The 22,513-nt window shown below is 42.0% G+C and carries 24 protein-coding genes, 2 pseudogenes and 1 other annotated feature; of the genes and pseudogenes, 23 read left to right on the top strand and 3 right to left on the bottom strand.

From position 1 onward, the window contains the following. Window positions 1-218: 218 nt before the first annotated feature. From MHB67_RS12220 to udk, 13 genes are all read left to right on the top strand, one after another. A complete protein-coding gene (locus MHB67_RS12220; protein ID WP_103131898.1) occupies window positions 219-1,283 on the top strand; it encodes an AI-2E family transporter in 1,065 nt (354 codons plus the stop codon). Window positions 1,284-1,327: 44 nt separating this feature from the next. Then, window positions 1,328-1,535, top strand: a binding site (T-box leader). 80 nt (window positions 1,536-1,615) lie between these two features. Beyond that, on the top strand, window positions 1,616-4,252 hold the full coding sequence (gene alaS, locus MHB67_RS12215; RefSeq protein ID WP_342492540.1) for an alanine--tRNA ligase: 2,637 nt from the start codon (window positions 1,616-1,618) through the stop codon (window positions 4,250-4,252). A gap of 89 nt (window positions 4,253-4,341) precedes the next feature. After that, a complete protein-coding gene (locus MHB67_RS12210; protein WP_008358522.1) occupies window positions 4,342-4,608 on the top strand; it encodes an IreB family regulatory phosphoprotein in 267 nt (88 codons plus the stop codon). Window positions 4,609-4,611: 3 nt separating this feature from the next. Beyond that, the gene (gene ruvX, locus MHB67_RS12205; protein WP_024423113.1) at window positions 4,612-5,028 is read left to right on the top strand and encodes a Holliday junction resolvase RuvX; all 417 of its coding nucleotides are present in this window, start codon (window positions 4,612-4,614) and stop codon (window positions 5,026-5,028) included. A 15-nt stretch (window positions 5,029-5,043) separates the two neighbouring features. Beyond that, a complete protein-coding gene (locus MHB67_RS12200; protein ID WP_024423112.1) occupies window positions 5,044-5,325 on the top strand; it encodes a DUF1292 domain-containing protein in 282 nt (93 codons plus the stop codon). Window positions 5,326-5,479: 154 nt separating this feature from the next. Beyond that, window positions 5,480-6,046 (top strand): biotin transporter BioY, encoded by a 567-nt coding sequence (locus tag MHB67_RS12195; RefSeq protein ID WP_073206472.1) that lies wholly within the window; start codon window positions 5,480-5,482, stop codon window positions 6,044-6,046. Further along, on the top strand, window positions 6,043-7,506 hold the full coding sequence (locus MHB67_RS12190; protein ID WP_103131899.1) for an acyl-CoA synthetase: 1,464 nt from the start codon (window positions 6,043-6,045) through the stop codon (window positions 7,504-7,506). Before MHB67_RS12195 ends, MHB67_RS12190 begins: the two co-directional genes overlap by 4 nt. Further along, entirely contained in the window at window positions 7,494-8,582 is a 1,089-nt protein-coding gene (locus tag MHB67_RS12185; RefSeq protein WP_103131900.1) for an acetyl-CoA C-acyltransferase, read from the top strand. The genes MHB67_RS12190 and MHB67_RS12185 overlap by 13 nt, the downstream gene beginning before the upstream one ends. 73 nt (window positions 8,583-8,655) lie before the next feature. Then, window positions 8,656-9,738: an endolytic transglycosylase MltG gene (mltG, locus tag MHB67_RS12180; RefSeq protein WP_103131901.1), complete on the top strand. Its 1,083-nt coding sequence runs from the start codon at window positions 8,656-8,658 to the stop codon at window positions 9,736-9,738. A 211-nt stretch (window positions 9,739-9,949) separates the two neighbouring features. Continuing rightward, entirely contained in the window at window positions 9,950-10,615 is a 666-nt protein-coding gene (locus MHB67_RS12175) for an O-methyltransferase (RefSeq protein ID WP_024423109.1), read from the top strand. Beyond that, window positions 10,612-11,541 carry a peptidase U32 family protein gene (locus tag MHB67_RS12170; RefSeq protein ID WP_342492539.1) on the top strand — a complete coding sequence of 310 codons (930 nt, stop codon included), beginning with the start codon at window positions 10,612-10,614 and terminating at the stop codon, window positions 11,539-11,541. The genes MHB67_RS12175 and MHB67_RS12170 overlap by 4 nt, the downstream gene beginning before the upstream one ends. Window positions 11,542-11,561: 20 nt before the next feature. Further along, the gene (locus MHB67_RS12165) at window positions 11,562-12,830 is read left to right on the top strand and encodes a U32 family peptidase (RefSeq protein WP_024423107.1); all 1,269 of its coding nucleotides are present in this window, start codon (window positions 11,562-11,564) and stop codon (window positions 12,828-12,830) included. 7 nt (window positions 12,831-12,837) lie between these two features. Further along, entirely contained in the window at window positions 12,838-13,470 is a 633-nt protein-coding gene (udk, locus tag MHB67_RS12160; protein ID WP_024423106.1) for a uridine kinase, read from the top strand. Window positions 13,471-13,533: 63 nt separating this feature from the next. Here the strand turns inward: udk and MHB67_RS12155 are convergent. Then, a pseudogene (locus MHB67_RS12155) lies at window positions 13,534-13,668 on the bottom strand (Ig-like domain-containing protein); the annotation flags it as partial. A 525-nt stretch (window positions 13,669-14,193) separates the two neighbouring features. Between MHB67_RS12155 and greA the strand changes: the two are divergent. The 3 genes from greA to MHB67_RS12140 all read left to right on the top strand — a co-directional run bounded on the left by greA (window position 14,194) and on the right by MHB67_RS12140 (window position 17,193). Beyond that, entirely contained in the window at window positions 14,194-14,667 is a 474-nt protein-coding gene (gene greA / locus MHB67_RS12150; RefSeq protein ID WP_008358505.1) for a transcription elongation factor GreA, read from the top strand. A 50-nt stretch (window positions 14,668-14,717) separates the two neighbouring features. Beyond that, window positions 14,718-16,460, top strand: a complete 1,743-nt coding sequence (locus MHB67_RS12145) for a penicillin-binding protein 2 (protein ID WP_342492538.1) — start codon at window positions 14,718-14,720, stop codon at window positions 16,458-16,460. A 67-nt stretch (window positions 16,461-16,527) separates the two neighbouring features. After that, window positions 16,528-17,193, top strand: coding sequence for a YrrS family protein (locus tag MHB67_RS12140; RefSeq protein ID WP_106025820.1), 666 nt, complete (start codon window positions 16,528-16,530; stop codon window positions 17,191-17,193). A gap of 39 nt (window positions 17,194-17,232) precedes the next feature. Here the strand turns inward: MHB67_RS12140 and MHB67_RS12135 are convergent, their stop codons facing one another. Next, window positions 17,233-17,436, bottom strand: a complete 204-nt coding sequence (locus MHB67_RS12135) for a YrzA family protein (RefSeq protein WP_342492929.1) — start codon at window positions 17,434-17,436, stop codon at window positions 17,233-17,235. A gap of 186 nt (window positions 17,437-17,622) precedes the next feature. Here MHB67_RS12135 and MHB67_RS12130 point away from each other — a divergent pair, with 186 nt between their 5' ends. From MHB67_RS12130 to MHB67_RS12100, 7 genes are all read left to right on the top strand, one after another. After that, window positions 17,623-18,264: a methyltransferase domain-containing protein gene (locus MHB67_RS12130; RefSeq protein ID WP_342492537.1), complete on the top strand. Its 642-nt coding sequence runs from the start codon at window positions 17,623-17,625 to the stop codon at window positions 18,262-18,264. 15 nt (window positions 18,265-18,279) lie between these two features. Continuing rightward, window positions 18,280-18,975: a 5'-methylthioadenosine/S-adenosylhomocysteine nucleosidase gene (gene mtnN, locus MHB67_RS12125; RefSeq protein ID WP_024423101.1), complete on the top strand. Its 696-nt coding sequence runs from the start codon at window positions 18,280-18,282 to the stop codon at window positions 18,973-18,975. Between the two features lie 46 nt (window positions 18,976-19,021). After that, window positions 19,022-19,945, top strand: coding sequence for a cysteine synthase family protein (locus MHB67_RS12120; protein WP_213404624.1), 924 nt, complete (start codon window positions 19,022-19,024; stop codon window positions 19,943-19,945). Window position 19,946: 1 nt separating this feature from the next. Then, window positions 19,947-21,095 carry a bifunctional cystathionine gamma-lyase/homocysteine desulfhydrase gene (locus MHB67_RS12115; RefSeq protein ID WP_024423100.1) on the top strand — a complete coding sequence of 383 codons (1,149 nt, stop codon included), beginning with the start codon at window positions 19,947-19,949 and terminating at the stop codon, window positions 21,093-21,095. Window positions 21,096-21,167: 72 nt separating this feature from the next. Beyond that, on the top strand, window positions 21,168-21,398 hold the full coding sequence (locus MHB67_RS12110) for a YrhC family protein (RefSeq protein WP_073206443.1): 231 nt from the start codon (window positions 21,168-21,170) through the stop codon (window positions 21,396-21,398). 447 nt (window positions 21,399-21,845) lie between these two features. Continuing rightward, window positions 21,846-21,980, top strand: coding sequence for a YrzI family small protein (locus MHB67_RS12105; protein WP_065214597.1), 135 nt, complete (start codon window positions 21,846-21,848; stop codon window positions 21,978-21,980). A gap of 165 nt (window positions 21,981-22,145) precedes the next feature. Continuing rightward, window positions 22,146-22,301, top strand: coding sequence for a hypothetical protein (locus MHB67_RS12100; RefSeq protein WP_223251019.1), 156 nt, complete (start codon window positions 22,146-22,148; stop codon window positions 22,299-22,301). A 43-nt stretch (window positions 22,302-22,344) separates the two neighbouring features. Here MHB67_RS12100 and MHB67_RS12095 read toward each other — a convergent pair. After that, window positions 22,345-22,419 (bottom strand): annotated as a pseudogene (locus MHB67_RS12095) (YjcZ family sporulation protein); the annotation flags it as partial. Window positions 22,420-22,513 lie beyond the last annotated feature (94 nt).

The following is a 22,513-nucleotide window of genomic DNA, read 5'->3' as shown; positions in this document are numbered from 1 at the left end:
CTTGTGTTTCATTGGCTAAAGCTAAAGTGGATTCTAGCACAACTTGTGTAAAAAGAAGTAAATGATGGAATATTTTCTGACGAGATTTTACAGCAAACAGTGACTTTGGATGGAGCTGTATGTTTCATGTGTATTCATTTTTAACAAAGTTAGGACAAATTTTATTTACGTGGATAATTGCAGAAGATGGTTAAACAATAAGAAAAGAGGTGAAAAAGGTGAAGAAACGTCCGATCCAATTTCTAATATATGCTGCAGGGGTCCTGCTTGTCCTTGCATCCTTGCTCATTTTACTGCAGCTCGACGAGTTATGGATGCCTGTTTTTTTATTGCTGAAGGCGGTTCTCATTCCGCTTTTCATCGCTATTTTTATTTCTTATCTGCTTTATCCGATTGTGGAAAGACTGCATGCACGAGGGCTGCCGAGAACAGTCAGTCTCTTACTCATCTATGTCCTGTTTTTTGGCGGGATTGGTTTTGCGGTATATAAAGGAGCGCCTGTTATGATTGCACAGTTAAATGAGCTGTCAGAACAAATTCCTGTCATCGCTGAAACGTATAATGGCGCTTTATCACATATCCATCATCATACGAGCCACTGGCCTGACGGACTTCATGACCGCTTGGACCGCTTCATTGTTCAATCGGAGACATATGCAGCCAATAGCGCTGAGCGGATGATTCTTAGCTGTAAAGTTTTATTTGATTACGCATTAGTTGCAGCACTTATTCCTTTTCTTGTTTTTTATATGGTAAAAGACATGAATACGATGAAACGGGCGGCATGGTATTTAACGCCGCCGTCATTTAGGAAGAGGGGGCATGCCTTTGTGAAAGCAGTGGATGAATCGCTTGGTGATTATATTCGAGGGCAGCTGCTTGTCTGTTCTTTAATCGGGGGTGCAGCAGCCATTGTGCTTTGGCTTTTTCATATCCCGTATCCGCTCGTTCTTGGCATGCTGATAGGAGCAACGAACGTGATTCCGTATTTTGGACCGATAATTGGCGCAGTTCCTGCCATCTTTATTGCGTTTACCATCTCAGTGAAATCGGTCATCATCGTATTGATCACAGTAGCGGTGCTGCAATTTTTAGAGAGCAATGTCCTCAGCCCGATCATTGTAGGACGAAGTCTTCATATGCATCCTGTCGTCATTATGCTTGTCTTGCTTGCAGGAGGGGAGCTATTTGGCTTAATTGGGATGATTTTAGCCGTACCAGCAGCTGCGATTATCAGGGTGATCATTGTGCAATATATCCTGATGAGACGAAGCGTTCATTGACAAGACGAGCCGAGTTGTCTATAATAATTTCGATTCATACATATTGAAATTCAATGACGGACCCGAGTACGTTAAAAAGCTGTTGCAGAGAGAGGCTTTATTTGCTGAGAAAAGCCTTATCAGACCTTTAACGGAAGCTAGTCCCGAGTGCAGATAAACACTGCCGCTCTCTTCCGGCGTTATCGGATGTGAAGGTGATAGACGAATTTGTCTATAATCAGGGTGGTACCGCGAGAACATCTCGTCCCTGTGTAAGTCGTTTTGTGCTTGCATAGGGCGGGATGTTTTTTCGTTTGTGTGGAGATTGATGAATGATAAGGGAGGATTTTTGAATGAAAACTTTAACTTCAGCTCAAGTACGTCAAATGTTTTTAGACTTTTTTAAAGAAAAAGGACATGCTGTAGAACCGAGTGCGTCACTTGTACCGCATGACGATCCGACACTTTTATGGATCAACAGTGGGGTGGCAACATTAAAAAAATACTTTGATGGCCGCGTCGTACCTGACAATCCGCGTATTTGCAACGCGCAAAAATCGATTCGTACGAATGATATTGAAAATGTAGGGAAGACAGCACGTCATCACACGTTCTTTGAAATGCTTGGAAACTTTTCTATTGGTGATTATTTTAAAGAAGAGGCCATTGAATGGGCGTGGGAATTCCTCACAAGTGAAGAGTGGATTGGCTTTGATCCGAATTTGTTATCTGTGACAGTCCACCCAGAGGACGAAGAAGCATATATCCTTTGGAGAGATAAAATTGGTGTGCCTGAAGAACGTATTATCCGTCTTGAAGGCAACTTCTGGGATATTGGCGAGGGCCCAAGCGGACCGAATACAGAAATTTTCTATGACCGCGGTGAATCATACGGTGACGACATGAACGATCCAGAACTATATCCAGGCGGAGAAAACGAGCGTTATCTAGAAGTATGGAATCTCGTGTTCTCTGAATTCAACCATAATCCAGATGGATCATACACTCCACTGCCGAAGAAAAACATTGATACAGGGATGGGCCTTGAACGAATGGTATCTGTCATTCAAAATGTGCCAACGAACTTCGATACAGACCTTTTCATGCCGATTATTCGTGCAGTCGAAACCATTTCTGGAGAAAGCTATGGTTTGGCGAAGGAAAAAGATACAGCATTTAAAGTCATTGCTGACCATATCCGGACAGTTGCCTTTGCTGTAAGCGACGGTGCGCTTCCTTCCAATGAAGGCCGCGGATATGTATTAAGACGTTTGCTGCGCCGCGCTGTGCGTTATGCAAAAACGATCCATATCCATCGTCCGTTTATGTATGATCTAGTGCCAGTTGTTGCTGAGATCATGAAGGATTTCTACCCAGATGTACAAGCAAAAGAAGAATTTATTGCGAAAGTCATCAAAAACGAAGAAGAACGTTTCCACGAAACACTGAACGAAGGGTTAGCTATTTTGTCAGAAGTGATCAAAAAAGAAAGAGACAAAGGCAGCTCACAGATTTCAGGTGAAGATGTATTTAAGCTGTATGACACGTATGGATTCCCTGTCGAGCTGACGGAAGAATACGCAGAAGATGAAAACATGACAGTTGATCGAGAAGGCTTCCAAGCGGAAATGGAGAAGCAGCGTGAACGGGCAAGAAATGCGAGACAAGATGTCGGCAGTATGCAGGTTCAAGGCGGCGCTTTAGGCGATATTAAAGTGGAAAGTACCTTTGTTGGCTACGAAAATTTAACTGCGGAAACTCGCATTATCGAATTGCTTCAAAATGGTGAACTTGTCTCTGAAGCACATGAAGGAGACACGGTGCAAATCTTGTTAGATGAAACGCCTTTCTATGCGGAAAGCGGCGGACAAGTAGCGGATAAAGGAACACTAAAAAGTGCAGAAGCCATCATTGAGATCAAAGATGTGAAAAAAGCGCCAAACGGTCAGCATGTCCATGAAGGAGTCGTCGTAAGCGGTACGGCTCAAAAAGGTCTCGAGGTCACTGCAGAAGTGGAATCAGCTCTTCGAAAAGGGATTGTCAAAAACCATACAGCGACACACCTTCTGCATCAGGCGCTGAAAGATGTATTAGGAAGCCACGTAAACCAAGCAGGTTCATTGGTAAATGAAAACAGACTTCGCTTTGATTTCTCTCACTTTGGACAAGTGACGAAAGAAGAATTGTCTCAAATTGAAAAAATCGTCAACGAAAAAATTTGGGAAGGCATCTCTGTTGCCATTGACCTGAAACCAATTGCTGAAGCAAAAGAATTGGGTGCAATGGCGCTCTTTGGCGAGAAGTATGGCGATATCGTGCGTGTTGTCCAAGTGGGCGATTACAGCATCGAGCTATGCGGCGGCTGTCACGTGCAAAACACTGCGGAAATCGGTTTGTTTAAAATTGCATCTGAGTCGGGTATTGGTGCTGGAACACGCCGTATTGAAGCTGTGACTGGTAAAGGTGCTTATGAAGAATTAAATGACCAGCTGGCGATTTTAGAGCAGGCAGCAAGTGAGCTGAAGTCAAATACGAAGGATGTACCAAAACGGATTGCTTCATTACAGGCAGATTTAAAAGAGGCTCAAAGAGAAAACGAATCTCTCCTTGCGAAATTAAGCCAAGCAGAAGCAGGCTCTATTTTAGAGAAGGTGACAGAAGTTGGCGGAGTGAAAGTATTAACTGAAAAAGTAAATGCTAAAGACATGAACCATTTAAGAACAATGGTTGATGACTTAAAAGCTAAATTAGGATCAGCTGTCATCGTCCTGGGAGCCGTTCAAAACGGAAAAGTAAACATTTCAGCAGGAGTAACAAAAGACGTGATCGAAAAAGGTCTGCATGCAGGGAAGCTTGTGAAGCAGGCAGCTGAAATCTGCGGCGGAGGCGGAGGCGGACGTCCAGACATGGCACAAGCAGGCGGAAAACAACCAGAAAAGCTTGAAGAAGCACTGGCAACTGTCGAAGAATCTGTCAAATCCGTTTTATAATCAGGCAATGTAGTGTAGAATAATGGTATTAGATGAGCGGTTAGAAAAAAGCTTGCTAGTAGAATGTTGGAAGAGAGGTGCAAGAAGCAGTGAGTTCATTTGATAAGACAATGAAGTTTAACTTCTCTGATGATTCAGCTGAAACCAATGTGAATGAAGTGCTCATTACAGTTCATGACGCACTCCAAGAAAAAGGATACAACCCGATCAATCAAATCGTCGGATACTTGCTGTCAGGCGACCCTGCTTATATTCCAAGACATCAGGATGCACGCAACCTAATTCGTAAACTAGAACGAGACGAATTAATTGAGGAATTGGTTAAATCGTACTTAGAGACACATAAAGAGGCGTAAAACATGAGAATTTTGGGCTTAGATTTAGGCACGAAAACCCTTGGTGTTGCGATCAGTGATGAAATGGGATGGACAGCGCAAGGGATTGAAACAATTAAAATTGATGAAGCAGGCGGAGACTTTGGTCTCAGCCGCCTGTCTGAGATCATAGCGGAATACGGAGCGGATAAAATTGTACTTGGCTTTCCAAAAAATATGAACGGTACGGTCGGTCCTAGAGGCGAAGCCAGCCAATCATTTGCGAAAGTGCTAGAAAACACGTACAATGTTCCTGTTGTGCTTTGGGACGAGCGTCTGTCAACAATGGCAGCGGAAAAAATGCTCATCTCTGCAGATGTGAGCAGACAAAAGCGTAAAAAAGTCATTGATAAAATGGCGGCTGTCATGATCCTGCAAGGATATTTAGACAGCTTAAATTAAAATGAGGTGAATCAAATGGAACACGGAGAAAAGCAAATTACAATTGTTGATGATAATGGAAATGAACAGCTTTGCGAAGTACTATTTACTTTTGAAAGCGACCATTTTAACAAATCTTATGTTCTTTACTACCCAATTTCTGAACAAGACAATGAGGAAATTGAAATTCATGCATCAAGCTTCACACCGAACGAAGACGGTGAAGATGGCGAGCTAGAGCCGATTGAAACGGATGAAGAATGGGACATGATTGAAGAAACGTTAAATACGTTCTTAGATCAAGAAGACGAAGAATAGAACAAATAAAAGGCCTGTGAACAGATCTTCTTGATCTTTCTTCACAGGTCTTTTTTTACGATCACTATGTTAACTTAATTTTATTTTATGTTGACATAATGAATTGTACCTTTTACTCTGTTTTTAACAATAAATTGAGTGAGGGGCATTGAGATTGAAAATACAAGATATGATGCAAATAGCGTTAATGACAGCGGTCATCGGGATGTTAGGCTTGATCCCGCCGATTTTACTTACATTTACACCTGTACCGATTACATTGCAAACCGCAGGTCTTTTGCTTGCTGGGGGGCTGTTAAAGCCAAAACAAGCACTGATCAGTTTATGTCTTTTTCTTTTGGTTGTGGCAGCAGGCGCACCTCTTTTGTCAGGCGGGAGAGGCGGGATAGGGGTCTTCTTTGGGCCAAGCGGTGGTTTTCTTCTTGCTTATCCTGTTGCTGCCTTCATGATCAGCTTATGGGTGAACCGGCTGAAAAAAGTAACCGCACTGCGTCTTTTTGTGATCTATGCGGTTTGCAGTATTGTGATTTTGTATATATGCGGCATCCCCTTTCAAGCCATGATGATGCATATTAAGGTCTCGCAGGCCGCTTTCCTTAGTTTGATTTATCTTCCAGGTGATCTCATCAAAGCGGGAATGTGTGCTGTCTTTACGGTCAAAATCATACAGGCCATGTCATATCGAAAAAGGGATCTGCATAAAGGGAGGCGTGCAGTTTGAACAGAATAACGGAAAGCTATGCAGTACATGCAGAAATGAAACCAGATCAGATTGCCATCATAGATGAGCAAGAAAGCATTACATATCAAGATTGGTACGAACGTGTACAGAGATCGGCGCAGTGGTTACAAGAAACGGCTCATCAGCAAAAAAGAATCGCTTTTTTATTATCAAATGGTGCTTCTTTTCTTCAAATATTTGCGGGCGCTGCTTGTGCAGGGTGGACAGCCGTTCCGCTTGATCCGAGATGGAGTCATGAAGAATGTGTAGAAAAGCTCTTGTTAAGTGAGGCGGATCTCGCCATTATAGAGGATCGATTGATGAAAAGATTTGAACAGGGAAGCGTGGACATACCGATTCTTTCTTTATCTGAATGGAAGGAAAGAATGAGTCTTCTCACAGACAGTCCATGCAGTAAAAGTGATACCGAGAAGGACCCTGTCTTTTATATGGGTTTTACGTCAGGATCAACGGGCTCACCGAAAGCCTTTATTAGGCGTCAGCAGTCATGGATCGAGAGCTTTCAAATGACCACCGCTTCATTTGGAATCACTCATCAAGATCATGTTCTCATATTAGGTACACTTTTATCCTCACACTTTTTATATGGTGCCATCAGTACATTATACTTTGGCGGTACAGTGACGCTTTTAGAAAAATTTGTGCCAGGAAAAGCAAAGAAAGCCTTAGAGACAGGTCATATCACCGTGATGTATACTGTCCCAACAATGACAGAAACGTTACTGCAAATCGATGCTTTTAAAGGAGACAATCCGCTTCTTGTCATGTCATCGGGAGCAGATTGGAGCATCTCGTCAAAAGAACAGCTCGTCTCCAACTATCCACATATCACTTTTTTTGATTTTTATGGTACATCAGAGTTAAGTTTTGTCTCTTATTTGTCTTCAAATGACTTTCTGCAAAAACCTTCTTCTGTTGGACGGCCTTTCTCCTCCATTCAAGTAGAAGTAAGGCGGCCCGATCAATCTGTCTGCCAGCCAAATGAAACAGGGAGGATTTATGTAAAGAGCCCAATGACGTTTTCAGGATACTTGCATGAGCAGAAACCGCCGGAGGAGTGGCTGACAGTTTACGATATGGGATGGCTGGATGAAGACGGTTATCTGTATATGAGCGGTCGTGAGAATGGCATGATTGTCTATGGAGGACTGAATATTTTCCCAGAGGAAATTGAGCGTGTGCTAAATGATCAGCCAGAGGTAAAACGGTCGATTGTGGTTGGCGTTCCTGACCCATATTGGGGTGAAATCCCTGTTGCCATACTGGAGCAAGTGCCGCAAATAAAGGCGGTTCGACAAGCTGTTAAAGAAAAGCTGGCCGCCTACAAGGTACCAAAAAAATGGCTTGTGATTGATCAAATGATTGAAACATCCGGCGGAAAAATAGCCCGCGCGAGCATGAAAAAGTGGGCGGAGGAGCAATTGTCATGCAAGCAGTGATTGTAGAGGCAAAACGAACACCCTTCGGTGACAAAAATGGGATGCTGAAAAATTATCGCCCAGAGCAATTAGCCGCTCCCCTTATCCGGCATTTGTCTCAGATCATGACACCGGATGACGTCATATTAGGCAATGTCGTCGGAGGCGGTGGAAATATGGCCCGTCTGTCCTCATTAGAAGCAGGACTTCCTTTACACGTTCCTGGTATGACAATTGACAGGCAGTGTGCCTCTGGTCTTGAAGCGATCCGAACAGCTTGCGTCATGGTTCAATCGGGGGAGGGCACGATGTATATCGCTGGCGGGACTGAGAGCATTTCCAGCTCACCAATGAAAGAGAGAGCACGCTTTTCACCGGAGCGGATAGGAGATCCGCATATGGGAGAAGCAGCAGAGCTGACCGCGTCGGCATTTTCTGTCACGAGAAAAGAACAAGATGACTATGCCCTTTTGAGCTGGGAAAGAAGTTTAGCGGCATTCACACATGGTACATATTCAGAAGAAATCGTTTCGATTGACGGGATGAACATAGATGAAGCCGCTGCTAAAATAAGACCGATGGCAAAGCTGATCAAGCGGGCAAAGCCTGTATTTTTACCGGGAAAAGGAACTGTGACTGCCGCCAATAGCTGTAAGGAAGCAGACGGAGCAGCTGCTGTCGCTGTGTTGGAAAGATCGCTAGCGGAAGCGAGTGGATATAAGGCGATGTTACGGTATGTCGGAAGCGCTGTGACAGCGATACATCCTCATTTTCCAGCTGCTTCACCAATTGATGCGATCGAGAAACTTTTGCATCAAGAGAATATAAAGGCAGAAGAAGTGGCGTTATTTGAAATCAATGAAGCGTTTGCGCTGAAACCAGCACTTATTGCCCGGACGCTGGGTATACCATATGAGCGGATCAATAGAAGAGGCGGTGCACTTTGCCTTGGGCATCCATACAGCGCGTCAGGAGCTGCTATGATGGTGAGATTATTTTATGAAGCGCACGCCTTACCGAATAGAAGCTATGTCATGGCTGCTATTGGAAGCGGTGGCGGCATTGGTTTAGCCGTGTTATGTCAAGTTCTGTCATGAGATGCATAAGCAAGTAATTGCCGAACTCCGTCGAATCATGTACTATAAAAGCTAGATGTGAGGAGGGCCATGCATGTTTTCAGAACAAAAGAAACGACCATTCTTCAAAAGAAAAATGGGGATCGTCCTGTTATCAGTCCTTGCTGTCATCATCATTGCAGCATTATCAGGCTTTGTATATGTTAAATCAGCACTTGGACCGGTCGATCAAAAAAGTAAACAAACGATTAATATTCATATTCCAAATGGGACATCTGTGCGCGAAATTGCGGGCATTTTAAAAGATAATGGGCTCATTTCGAATGACACGATTTTCACTTATTATGCAAAATACAAAAAAGCGTCCGGCTTTAAAGCAGGCTATTTTCATCTAAAACAAACAATGGACGCAGACACACTGATTAAAAAACTGACATCTGGCGGGACAGACTACGCCTTTCAGCTAGTGATTCCAGAGGGAAAACAGCTGTCTGATATTGCTGCCATTATTGCAAACCAGACGAATTTTTCAGCGAAGGAAGTTGAAGCGAAGCTGGATGATCCTGCTTTTATTCAAACGTTAATGAAAAAGTATCCGAAAACCGTGACATCACAGGTGAATGGAAAACAGGTGAAACATCCGTTGGAGGGTTATTTATTCCCTGCTACGTATCCATTTTATCGTGAGGATGAATCGCTCGAAACGATCATTGAAACGATGATTAAACAAACAGATCAATACGTGAAAACGTATGAAAAAGACATGAAAAAGAGAAACATGTCCATACATGATGTGTTAACGATGGCATCACTGATTGAAATGGAAGCAACAGAAAAGACAGATCGGGCAAAAATCTCAAGTGTATTCTATAACCGGTTGAAAAAAGACATGCCGCTTCAAACTGATCCAACCGTTCTTTATGCACTTGGTGAGCATAAATCCCGCGTGTATTACAAAGACCTAAAAGTGAAATCTCCTTATAACACGTATAACAACAAAGGGCTGCCGCCTGGACCTATTGCAAATGCGGGTGAATCCTCTTGGAAAGCCGCACTGCATCCAGAGAAAACGGATTACGTTTACTTCCTTGCGAAGAAAAATGGAGAAGTCGTATTTACGAAAACGTTAAATGAGCATAATAAAGCAAAAGCGAAATACATCACAGGCAGCAATTAATGGACAAGTGAATCGAAAAAGACTGTAGACAATACGAGATTGCCTGCAGTTTTTTTCGTTGGAATCTCCATTTTATAGGTTCGCAATTGCTACTTCTTTGTGGTAAAATATATCGGGTTGTTTTTACTTAGATGAACGAAAGATTGACGAGAAAGAGAGCTGCAATAGGCAGGACTCTTCTTTTTCAGGTCATGAAGGAGCTAGACAGATAATGACTATCGAAGATGATCGAATAAATGATTATATTGAACATTTAATTCACCCAAGTCCTGATGCAATCGCTCAATTAGAGATCTATGCAAAAGAGCATCATGTACCAATTATGGAAAAGGTGAGCATCGAGCTTTTATTGCAGCTGCTTTCGATGAAACAGCCGAAGAAAATTCTGGAGGTCGGGACAGCGATTGGCTATTCCGCTATTCGAATGGCAACAGCTCTTCCAGATGCTGAGATTTATACGATTGAGCGAAATGCAAAGCGCTATGAAGAAGCAACACGGAACATTGAGGAATTAAAGTTAAAAGAAAGAATACACGTGTTTTTTGGTGATGCGATGGAATCGGCTAAAACGGTCCAAACGATGGCGCCCTATGATGTGATTTTTATTGATGCCGCAAAAGGGCAGTACAAGCGTTTTTTTGAATTGTTTGAACCGATGCTCGCTCACGACGGAATGATTATCACAGACAATGTATTATTTAAAGGCTTAGTGGCAACGAATTATGAAGAAGAAATTGAAGATAAACGAAAAAAACAATTAATTGGAAAAATTGATCGATACAATCAATGGCTCATGTCAAACCCTGATTTCCAAACGTGCATTATTCCAGTTGGAGACGGGATCGCCATTAGTACAAAAAGAGGTGACCAATCATGAAGAAACCAGAATTGCTTGTGACGCCAAGCAGCGTGTCAGACGTACTGCCATTAATTGAGGCAGGAGCTGATGCATTCTTAATAGGCGAACAAACATACGGTATTCGTCTTGCAGGTGAGTTTTCAAGAGAAGATGTGAAACAAACGGCTCTGCTTGCACATGCCCATCACAAAAAAGTGTATGTAGCGATGAATGCGATTTTTCATAATGATCGCGTGCAGCTGCTTGGAGATTATTTAACCTTTCTCGATTCATTAAGCGTGGACGGCGTCGTCTTTGGAGACCCAGCCGTGATCATGGCAGCAAAGGAAACAGGAGTGAACCTGAATCTTCACTGGAGTACAGAAACGACTGGGACAAACTATTACACTTGTAACTACTGGGGAAGAAAAGGTGCATCGCGTGCTGTTCTTGCAAAAGAGCTGAATATGGACAGTGTGATCGACATCAAAGAAAATGCTGAAGTGGAGATTGAAATTCAAGTCCATGGCATGACATGTATGTTTCAATCGAAACGTACGCTCATCGGCAACTACTTTGAATATCAGGGCAAACAAATGGATGTCGTAGGCAGAAACATGGAGGAAGGGCTATTCCTGCATGACCAAGAGCGTCAAAACAAATATCCTATTTTCGAGGATGCAAACGGAACACATATTATGAGTCCAAATGATGTGTGTATGATTGACGAATTAGAAGAGTTTGTTGACTCAGGCATTGACTCATTTAAAATTGACGGAATTTTAAAGTCACTTTCTTATATGACAGAGGTGACATCACTTTATAGAAAAGCAATTGATTTACTAACGACTGACAAAGACGCGTATGAAGATCAGAAAGATGACTGGGTGAAGCGGATTGAAGAGATTCAGCCAGTGAATCGTTCGATTGATACAGGGTTCTTCTTTAAAGAAACGGTTTATTAAGATAAGAGGAGGCAGAGGAAATGGCATTATTGAAAGATGGTATTTCTGAAATGATTGATGGGAAACGTGTCATTACAAAAAAACCAGAACTGCTTGCACCCGCAGGAAACTTGGAAAAACTGAAAATTGCTGTACATTACGGAGCTGACGCTGTTTTTATTGGCGGGAAAGAATTTGGACTTCGCTCAAATGCAGATAACTTTTCAATTGAAGAAATGGCAGAAGGTGTCGCATTTGCAAACAAATATGGCGCACGCATTTATGTGACAACAAATATCTTCGCCCACAATGAAAACATGGACGGGCTGGAGGAATACCTTCAAGGGATCGAGGGCGCTGGAGTAGCAGGCATTATCGTAGCTGATCCACTGATCATTGAAACATGTAAACGTGTTGCACCAAAACTTGAAGTCCATTTAAGCACACAGCAATCTCTTTCAAATTGGAAAGCTGTTCAGTTTTGGAAGGAAGAAGGGCTTGAGCGTGTGGTGCTTGCACGTGAAACAAGTGCGCTAGAAATTAGAGAAATGAAAGAAAAGGTCGATATTGAAATCGAAACATTCATTCACGGTGCGATGTGTATCGCATACTCTGGCCGCTGCGTGCTCAGTAACCATATGACGGCAAGAGATTCTAACCGCGGAGGCTGCTGCCAGTCCTGCCGCTGGGATTATGATCTTTATAAACTAGAAGGTTCTGAGGAAGCGCCTTTATTTGGTGAGGAAGATGCGCCATTTGCAATGAGTCCAAAAGATTTGAAGCTTGTTGAATCCATTCCTCAAATGATCGAAATGGGAATTGACAGCTTAAAAATCGAAGGACGGATGAAATCCATTCATTATGTTGCCACTGTTGTAAGTGTATATCGCAAAGTCATTGATGCGTATTGTGCTGACCCAGACAATTTTGTCATTCAGCAGGAATGGTTAGATGAATTAGATAAATGCGCAAACCGTGACACAGCACCAGCCTTTTTCGAAGGCGTACCAGGAACGGATGAACAAATGTTTGGCATCCATGGGAAGAAAACGACATTTGATTTCGCAGGTCTTGTTCTTCATTATGATGAAAAAGAACAAATCGTGACATTGCAGCAGCGTAACTTCTTTAAGCAAGGCGACGAAGTCGAATTCTTCGGACCAGAGATTGAGAATTTCACATGCAAAATTGAAACGATTTGGGATGAAAAAGGAAATGAACTAGATGCCGCTCGTCATCCGCTGCAAATCGTCAAATTCAAGCTTGATCAAAAAGTATACCCTAGCAACATGATGAGAAAGGGGAAATAACAGCCACATGAGGAGTAAACCAGTTGTCATTGGTATTGCTGGCGGCTCGGGTTCAGGTAAAACGAGCGTCACCAATTCAATCTATGAAAAATTTAAAGGACATTCCATCCTCATGCTTCAGCAAGACTTATATTACAAAAATCAAAGTCATATGCCATTTGAAGAGCGCCTGCTCACGAACTATGATCATCCGCTTGCATTCGACAATGACCTGATGTTTGAGCATTTGGAACAGCTCTTAAGGTACGAATCCATTGAAAAACCAATATATGATTTTAAACTAAACACACGTTCAGAAGAGACGGTTCATGTTGAGCCGAAGGATGTCATTATCGTTGAAGGTATCTTTGCGCTCGAAGACGAACGTTTGAGAGACTTAATGGATATTAAACTGTATGTCGATACAGATGCAGACCTTCGCATCATCCGCCGCATTTTACGCGATACGAAGGAAAGAGGCCGGTCGATCGATTCGGTGATTGAACAATATGTATCTGTGGTCAGACCGATGCATAATCAATTCATTGAACCGACGAAACGATACGCCGATATCATCATCCCAGAAGGCGGCCAAAACCATGTGGCGATCGACTTAATGGTCACAAAAATTCAAACCATTCTTCAAAATCGAGCAGAGTAAATGGTGGAGAAGAAAAAGACCTTTACATAGTAAAGGTCTTTTCAGCATCATCTTACCAAACTCTCACAAAAACTTGTTTTTATAAAGAGTGATAGTGGCATCGCCACGAGAATGAGCGGTCACTAGCCCATTAGAGCTAACAGAAGCAACACTCTGGTTATCTGTCCAATAACGTGTTGCTGCAGCATTATAGACTGTTATTAGAGCAGCATTCTCGGAAAAAATCTTAAGGGTTTGATATGATAAGAAAACAATGAAGAAAAGAAGAGATGGAGAAATCACTACCACATAGCGAAAGAATGAAATTGAAAAAGTATATTAAAAAAACGACAAACAAATCATCACAAATTTTCAAACAATTCTTGATCAAAATGCAATTTTGTAATAATATAGCATAGACATATCGTACACTGACCATATTATGTATTGGAAGATGGAGAATGGATAAGCTATTCTTCTACATATGATCGAAATGGCCGAACGAGGTACAGGAGCTTCCTGTGCCTTTCCACAGTTTGTGCGATTTTAGACCGCTGCGAGTGGTCCTGTCTAATAAAAGGCATAATAGTTGCATCTAAAAGGGACGCCATGTAAGATGGACTTTTACGAATATGGTACAGAAGGAATGAGGGCCTGAACATGTCCTCATTCTTGTATATTTCAGTCGTCACTCACGTGCAGAAAGTTTGTATGATGAGGATTAATAGAAGGAGTGAATGATTCATGGCACAAGAGAAAGTATTTCCAATGACAGAAGAAGGAAAACGTAAATTAGAAGAAGAGCTTGAATATTTGAAAACGGTTAAACGTAAAGAGGTTGTAGAGCGTATTAAAATCGCTAGAAGTTTTGGAGACCTCTCTGAAAACTCGGAGTATGATTCTGCTAAAGAAGAGCAGGCGTTTGTAGAAGGCCGTATTACAACGCTTGATAATATGATTCGTAATGCTAAAATTATCGAAGATGAAGGAAATTCAAATGTGGTTTCACTTGGTAAAACGGTGACATTCGTTGAATTACCAGACGGGGAAGAAGAGTCTTACACAATTGTTGGAAGTGCAGAAGCTGACCCGTTCGAAGGCAAGATTTCAAACGATTCACCTATTGCAAAAAGCCTTTTAGGTAAACAAGTAGACGACAAAGTAACCGTTCAAACACCTGGCGGAGAAATGTTCGTCCAAATTGTAAAAATTTCATAATCACGTTTATCAGGTAAACACCTCGTCCACAATAGGGACGAGGTGTTTTTATGCGCAAAAAAAGAAGAATTCAATGGACAGGTGCGATTATTTTTATACTAATGCTCGGTCTTCTGATGAGACTGGCAGAAATTCAGCTGTTTTTCACAGAATCGTTTTCAAAGCTTGATATCAATTTAATACAAGAAAGTGTCAAACAGCGAACAGAAGAAGTCGTTATTTCAGACGGGCGCGGTGAGTTTTTAGATCGAAACGGCCAAGCACTTCTTACAAAAGAACAGCCTGCGGTTATCTTATTTCCTTTCCTGCAATATGATCTTCCACGCTTACAGCAAACCGCCTCTATTCTTGAGATGGAAGAGGATGAACTCAAAAAACAGTTAACAGAAACGAAAAAACCTCTCATTTTAAAAGATGACATTACGAAAAAAAAGCTGAAAGACATCAATGATATGAAATATTCAGGTGTGTACGGCGTATATATGAAAGAGAAGGACAAAAAAAGACTTGCCCTCCACACATTAGGTTTCACAAGCGAGAATCCAGAACTATTGAGAAAGCGTTATCCTGACAAAAAAGAGCTTTCTATTCGTACTGAAATCGGCACATTTGGGCTGGAAAGCACCTTTGACGAATTTCTATTACCCGAGCAAGACACAAAATTGTTATATCATGTGGACGGAAGGGGAAACCCTTTGTTCGGTATGGACGTCAAATATACAGCAGAAGCTCATTCCTTTTATCCACTTCAGGTACAGACAACAATAGATGAAGACATGCAGGCTGAAATGGAGAAGGTGCTCAAAGAACAAGGCGTTGAAAAAGGCGGTGCCGTTCTGCTCGACATTGAAAGCAGCAGTGTACTCGCGATGGCGAGTACCCCAAATGTCACAAGTAAAAACCGGCATGAGGCAAGAAATTATATGCTGACAGCGATTGCTCCAGGCTCAGTCTTTAAAACGGCTGTGCTTGCCGCAGCAATCGAAAAAAATCTTGACCAGCCACAAACCATGTATGACTGTCGAAAGAATTTATATGGAGAGCCTGAAGGAAAACAGGAAGTGCTGAATCTGACGGACAGTTTCTCTGAGAGCTGCAATTATACCTTTGCGACACTTGCTGAAAGGCTCATTCAAACAGATGATCAAATCATCGAAAAGACGGCTGCAAAGCTTGGACTCTTAGATCGAGCTGGCTGGGAAGGGGATGTCTATCATAAGCAGCACTTCAAACAGTTTGATCGTGAAGAAACAGGCAGTGTGTGGGGAGATAAAAGAGACAAGCATGTCAAAAAAGCCATTGCACAAACCGCAATAGGACAAAAAAATGTCAAAACGACGCCTCTGCAAATCGCGAATATGATGGCTACGATCGCAAGAGGAGGAGAACGAAAAGAAGTGAAAATCGCAGAAAAAGTGCTGTATCAAAACGGAACAACGATGCTGTCCTTTCAAAACAAACGGCCTGAAGGGGGCAGCATAGACCGCTATACAGCCCAAAAGCTGCAAAAATTTTTAAGACAGGTGGTGACCTCTGACAAGGGAACGGGAAGAAGGTTTCAAGATTTGCCATACGATGTAGCGGGAAAATCAGGTACTGCCCAAACCGGCGGTCAAGACAAAAAGGGGAATCCGCTTTATCATAAGTGGTTTGCTGGATACTTTCCGGTAGAAAAACCAAAATACGCCCTTGTGGTTGTTCACCTTGACGAGACAAGTGGCCGGGCTAAGACAAATGATGCGTTTTATGATATTGTAAAAAAGGTCAATGAAATTGAAAAGAAACAGACATAGAACATCCCTACATGTCATGTTAGAATAGAAACGACTTAGGGAACAGAGGCAAAGGAGTGCAGAGATTTTGAGTAGAAATTCTCGATTTGAACATCGTGATAAGCGCAGAAAGGCAAATATGGTGCTTAACATATTAATTGGTATCGTTGTGGTGCTTATTTTGGTTGTCGCATCGAGTTTGTTAATTTTTAATAAGCCGAAAGATCCAGATGTAGCGGATGCACCATCAAAAACGGCACCTGCAACAAGTGAAAATAAACAAAACTCAGAAGAAGATGTGAAAGATCCAAAGAAAGACACATCCGATGATTCAGATGCAAAAAAAGATGATTCATCTGATCAAGACGACGATACGAAGAAGACAGATGATGAAGAAAAACCTAATAAAGATGCGTTAAAAGATGCCAAAGAAACAGACGGTGGCAAAACGAGTGACGTAGACAAAACATACGAAAACGATGACTGGGAGCCTGTAGGAACAGAGCAATCCGGTTCACATACAGCGACCTATGATTCTAAATCAAAAGACTGGAAAGAAATGATCAAAGCGATGTCCTATGCGACAGGAATTTCAGAAGATCAAATGACCGTTCTTTGGTTAGGAAATAACGGAGGTCCTCAAGATGCAAAAGGAACCATCCGTGATAAATCAACAGGTGAACGCTACCGCGTGGAAATTACGTGGGTAGATGAAAAAGGCTGGAAACCTGTGAAGGTTGAAAAATTAAGATAAACACGAAAAAAAGATAGCATATTTGCTATCTTTTTTTGTTTAGACATTCGCTTTAAAATGAACAACTGCTGTATACAAAATCCGCTCATCGATCCCAGTCGTTTGATGACTGACAGAATGAACGGTCAGCAGAATCGCCTGATTATGTTCAATTTGTTTTTGGATCTTTTGTTCAAGTTCTTTTAAAGATGTTGCTTCAAAAAATTCAATTTTATCCTTTAAAAAATCCAGCTGAAAATCCATTTGATTCACCTCTCTATACTCTTCATTCATCTTAATCTCTCTCCCTCAGAAGGGCAAATATTTTTCTACCTCTCCCAGTATTTTTTAGTAGGAAAGAAACAGAAGTTGTGGTAGGATAGGAACTGTTCGACGGAATAAAACATACTATACGCATAGGAATAAAAAGATAAAGTGGAGGGAAAGAAAATGGGACGTGAATTTCTTTCTTTATTTGATCATTGGGCTGACTCTTATGACGACACGGTGAGTGGTCATGACGAGCAGTATAAAGAAGTGTTTCGCCGGTATCCGGCTATTTTAAAAGAAATTACCCGCCGTTCAGGCCAAGATGTTCTTGAGTTTGGAAGCGGTACGGGGAATCTAACAGCGCTCCTGCTTGCAGCTGATAAAAACGTGTTTGGTGTTGAACCATCAGATGCTATGAAGAAAGCAGCTCTTCAAAAAGGAATACCAAATATACTTCATGATGGGGATTTTTTATCATTTCCAGCGCCGCCTTTTGAGCCGGATACGATCGTCAGCTCATATGCATTCCACCATTTAACGGATGAAGAAAAAAAACAAGCCATTCACACCTATAGCAACATCCTTCACTCAGATGGTAAAATAGTTTTTGCTGATACAATGTTTCAAAATCAAGCAGCACATCAAGCTCAGATCGACAAAGCGAGAGCCGCAGGGTTCGATCAGCTTGCAGAGGATTTAGAAACGGAATATTATCCATCCATTGATGTGCTAAAGCAAATCTTTGAAGAAGAAGGTTTTAGCACGTCCTTTCATCAAATGAATGATTTTGTTTGGATCGTAGAAGCGAAGAAAAGGGAATGAAAGGATGTTTTTGATTTGAAAATCGCAGTTATAGGTGCAATGGAAGAAGAAGTGACGATTTTAAGAGATCAACTAAAAAATGCTACACAAGAAAACATCGCTGGGTGTGAATTTACAACAGGTGTTTATGAAGATAAAGAAGTGATTTTATTAAAATCAGGGATTGGAAAAGTAAATGCAGCGGTCAGCACAACATTACTGCTTGACCGCTTTCAGCCAGATTATGTGATCAATACAGGATCTGCTGGCGGTTTTCACCACTCATTAAATGTAGGTGATATTGTCATCTCTACTGATGTGAGACATCATGATGTAGATGTGACCATCTTTGATTACGAATATGGACAAGTGCCGGGACTTCCAGCTGCTTTCATTGCAGATGAAAAGCTTGTGAAGCTGGCAGAAGAATCTGCTTTAGAAATTGATCATATTCAAGTGGCAAAAGGAACGATTGCAACAGGAGATTCGTTTATGAATGATCCGGATCGTGTAGCGTTTGTGAGAGAGAAGTTTCCAGAGCTATATGCGGTGGAAATGGAAGCCGCAGCCGTTGCACAGGTCTGCCAGCTCTTTGGTACGCCATTTGTTGTCGTTCGAGCGCTATCAGATATTGCAGGGAAAGAATCCAATATCTCCTTTGATCAATTCCTTGAGCAAGCAGCGATTCACTCAACCGACCTTGTCTTGCGTATGATAAAGCAAACACAATAAAAGAAGGGGTTCCCCCCTTCTTTTCCATACAAAGGAAGGGAATCATATGGCTGTCATAAAGGATATTACTGAATTAATTGGCCGCACACCGCTTTTAAAGCTGTCAGGGATTGGCGTCCCAGAAGGCGTTGAGGTGTATGCAAAGCTTGAGATGATGAATCCAGGTGGAAGTATTAAGGATCGTTTAGGTGACATGCTCATCAGAGAAGCATTAGCATCTGGCAAACTGCGTCCAGGCGGAACTATTATTGAAGCAACTGCTGGAAACACAGGAATTGGGCTTGCCCTAAGTGCAAGAAAGCATCAATTGCAAACCATTTTTTGTGTACCAGAACATTTTAGTCAAGAAAAACAACAACTGATGAAGGCGCTCGGTGCAGAGATTATTCATACGCCGAGAAAAGAAGGCATGAAGGGTGCGATTGATCGAGCCCTTGAATTAGAGGCAAGCCTTGACAATGCCTATTGTGTTTTACAATTTAAAAACCAAGTAAATCCATTGACTTACTACAGAACGCTCGGTCCCGAATTATGGTCCGACTTAAAAGGGAATATCGATGTATTCGTGGCGGGAGCAGGATCTGGCGGAACTTTTCAAGGTTGTGCCGCCTATTTAAAAGAGCAGAATCAGTCGTTAAAAACAGTGGTTGTGGAGCCTGAAGGATCAATTTTAAATGGAGGGGACCCGGGTCCGCATAGAACGGAAGGAATTGGCCTTGAATTTATCCCAGATTATATGGAGCAGGCTTTATTTGATGAGATTTACACTGTCAGTGATGATGATGCGTTTCAAATGGTGAAAGAAGCAGCTGAAAAAGAAGGTGTTCTCATCGGCAGCTCTTCCGGTTCCGCTTTATTTGCCGCTTTAGAGGAAGCAAAGAAAGCAGCACCTGGGACAGTCATTGTCACCATTTTTCCTGACAGCAGTGAGCGATATTTAAGTAAAGGAATTTATGAGGGAGGAAAATAGAATGAAACCAAAAACAATGATGATTCACAGCGGAACAACGGGTGATGAAAGAACAGGCGCCGTGTCTGTACCGATTTACCAAGTGAGTACTTATAAGCAGCCGAAAGCAGGCGAACATACGGGGTATGAATACTCCAGAACAGCAAATCCAACAAGAACTGCCCTGGAAACAGTCATTCGTGATCTTGAAGGAGGAGCAAGCGGCTACGCATTTGGTTCAGGGATGGCAGCCATTACGGCTGTGATGATGCTGTTTAACAGCGGAGATCATATTGTGCTGACAGATGACGTGTACGGCGGAACCTACCGCGTCATCACAAAGGTGCTAAACCGCATTGGCATTACTGCAACCTTTGTTGACACAAGTGATCCTGAAGCAGTGAAAAAAGCCATTTTACCTGAAACAAAAGCCGTTTACATTGAATCGCCAACCAATCCTTTACTCAAAATGACAGATCTAAAAGCCATCGGCGAATTGACAAAGGAAGCCAACATCTTGATGATTGTCGACAATACATTTTTCACACCGTATTTCCAAAAGCCGATTGAATATGGCGCAGACATTGTCTTGCACAGTGCGACTAAGTATTTAGGCGGCCATAGTGATGTTGTAGGCGGGCTTGTCGTCACAGCGACGAAAGAGCTTGGAGAAGAACTGCACTTTGTTCAAAACTCGACAGGCGGAATTCTTGGACCGCAGGATTCATGGCTTCTCATGAGAGGGATGAAAACGCTTGGACTACGAATGGAAGCACATCAACAAAATGCACAGAAAATCGCTGAGTTTTTAAAGCAGCATGCAGCCGTCACACGTGTTTATTATCCAGGTCTCGATACTCACCCTGGACATGAACTTGCGAAAACACAAGCATCCGGCTTCGGCGGCATGATCTCTTTTGATATTGGAAAAGAAGAACATGTCGATGTATTTTTAAGCCAGCTTAAGCTGTTTACAATCGCAGAAAGCCTTGGAGCGGTTGAAAGCTTAATTTCTGTCCCTGCCCGGATGACCCATGCGTCCATTCCAAAAGACCGCCGGGAGGAGCTTGGCATCACAGATGGTTTAATTCGTATTTCCGTCGGAATTGAAGATGTGGATGATTTACTACATGATATCAAGCAAGGACTAAGCGCACTGGCGAATGGATAGATTTACATGCTCCTCGCTTTCTCTCACTATGTTAAGCTATGAATAGACATTGATAACTGGAAGGTGAAACAAGTGAAGAAAAAGTGGAGTGATTTAGTGACAGATTACAAGCAGTACGCTTTTATTTTGCTTGCTGTCAGCACCTTTTTATATATTGGTACGATCTTACCGAACCAGCACATCGAAGCATCTCCAAAAATGCTGATGATCGGAATAGATTGTGTTTTCTTATTAGCAGCTTTTGTTTGTGTTAAACGAGCGATTTTCTTTCAAAAGAAACTGCAAGAATTAGATGAAGATTAATTCGAAAGCCTCCTCATTTGCCTGAGGAGGCTTTTTTATTGTATTGGATAATCGGACAAGAATAACTGTAGAAATTTAGTCAAAAACACAAAATTCATCTATATTACTAAAAACAGGTTTACAAAATGGTGCTTGCTGGATATACTTACAAAGTAATTAAAAAAACGTAAAGGAGGCTGAAGAATATGTTATTCGTATCTACTTGTGATCAATTCAACCAACAATTTCATCATGTCATCAGCCTGTGGAAGAGTTCGTGTCCTTCCTTTGCCTTATACGGTGCACGCTTCAAAACTGTTTAAGTAAACGAGGATTTCACACGTATCATCCATTGCAGGTTGGAAGACACTGTCTTTTGATCTGCATTTTTGTGTGCCCGCAGGTCAACTGATAAAGAAGATCTGCGGGCTATTTCGCGTGCTGCGAACTGAAGGGAGGTGAGCGTATATGACAATCCATTTATTTTTTATTACTTTGACGATTAAGCGGAAATACAAGGACATTGAGACCGTTCTTTACGAACAAGAAGTCGAAACAATTTATGAAGAAATGAAACAGAAACAACTAAAGTATATGAACTAAAACAGGAAATGAAAAATGTGAAAAGGAGGAGATTGACATGTTTATGATGCTTGCCATGCTTGATTGTTATACGATGGAGAAGGACCAGGTTTAGACACGCTCCACATTGATCACCTGCACATATGATACCGTAAAAGGTGATTGTGAGGTGATCAATGAATGTCGATGTCACCATATATGAGATTTCCTTCTGTCGGGCACGGGTATGCATCTATTCCGCATTCCTTAAAGCACGGATACGGCAATCCATACCGCATGCAAAGAGAGCAAGAGGAAATGCTCAGACGTTATATGTATCAGTACCGGACTTATTGGTATTAAAGAAAAGGAGCAGGAAACCATGACGTTTCCTGCTCCTTTTACGTTAGCAAATCCAGCTTGCACCAATGATGATCAACAAAATGAACAGTACAACAAGCAATGCGAATCCGCCTGCAAAACCGCCACCGTAGCCACCGCAGTAGCCTCCAGAATAACCGCCAAAGCCCATAATCTAGCACCACCTTTATCTAATCAAGATACATTTATAAATT

Source organism: Bacillus sp. FSL H8-0516 (assembly GCF_038635285.1).
Lineage (GTDB): Bacteria > Bacillota > Bacilli > Bacillales > Bacillaceae > Bacillus > Bacillus safensis.
This window is presented reverse-complemented; position numbering and strand designations above follow the sequence as displayed.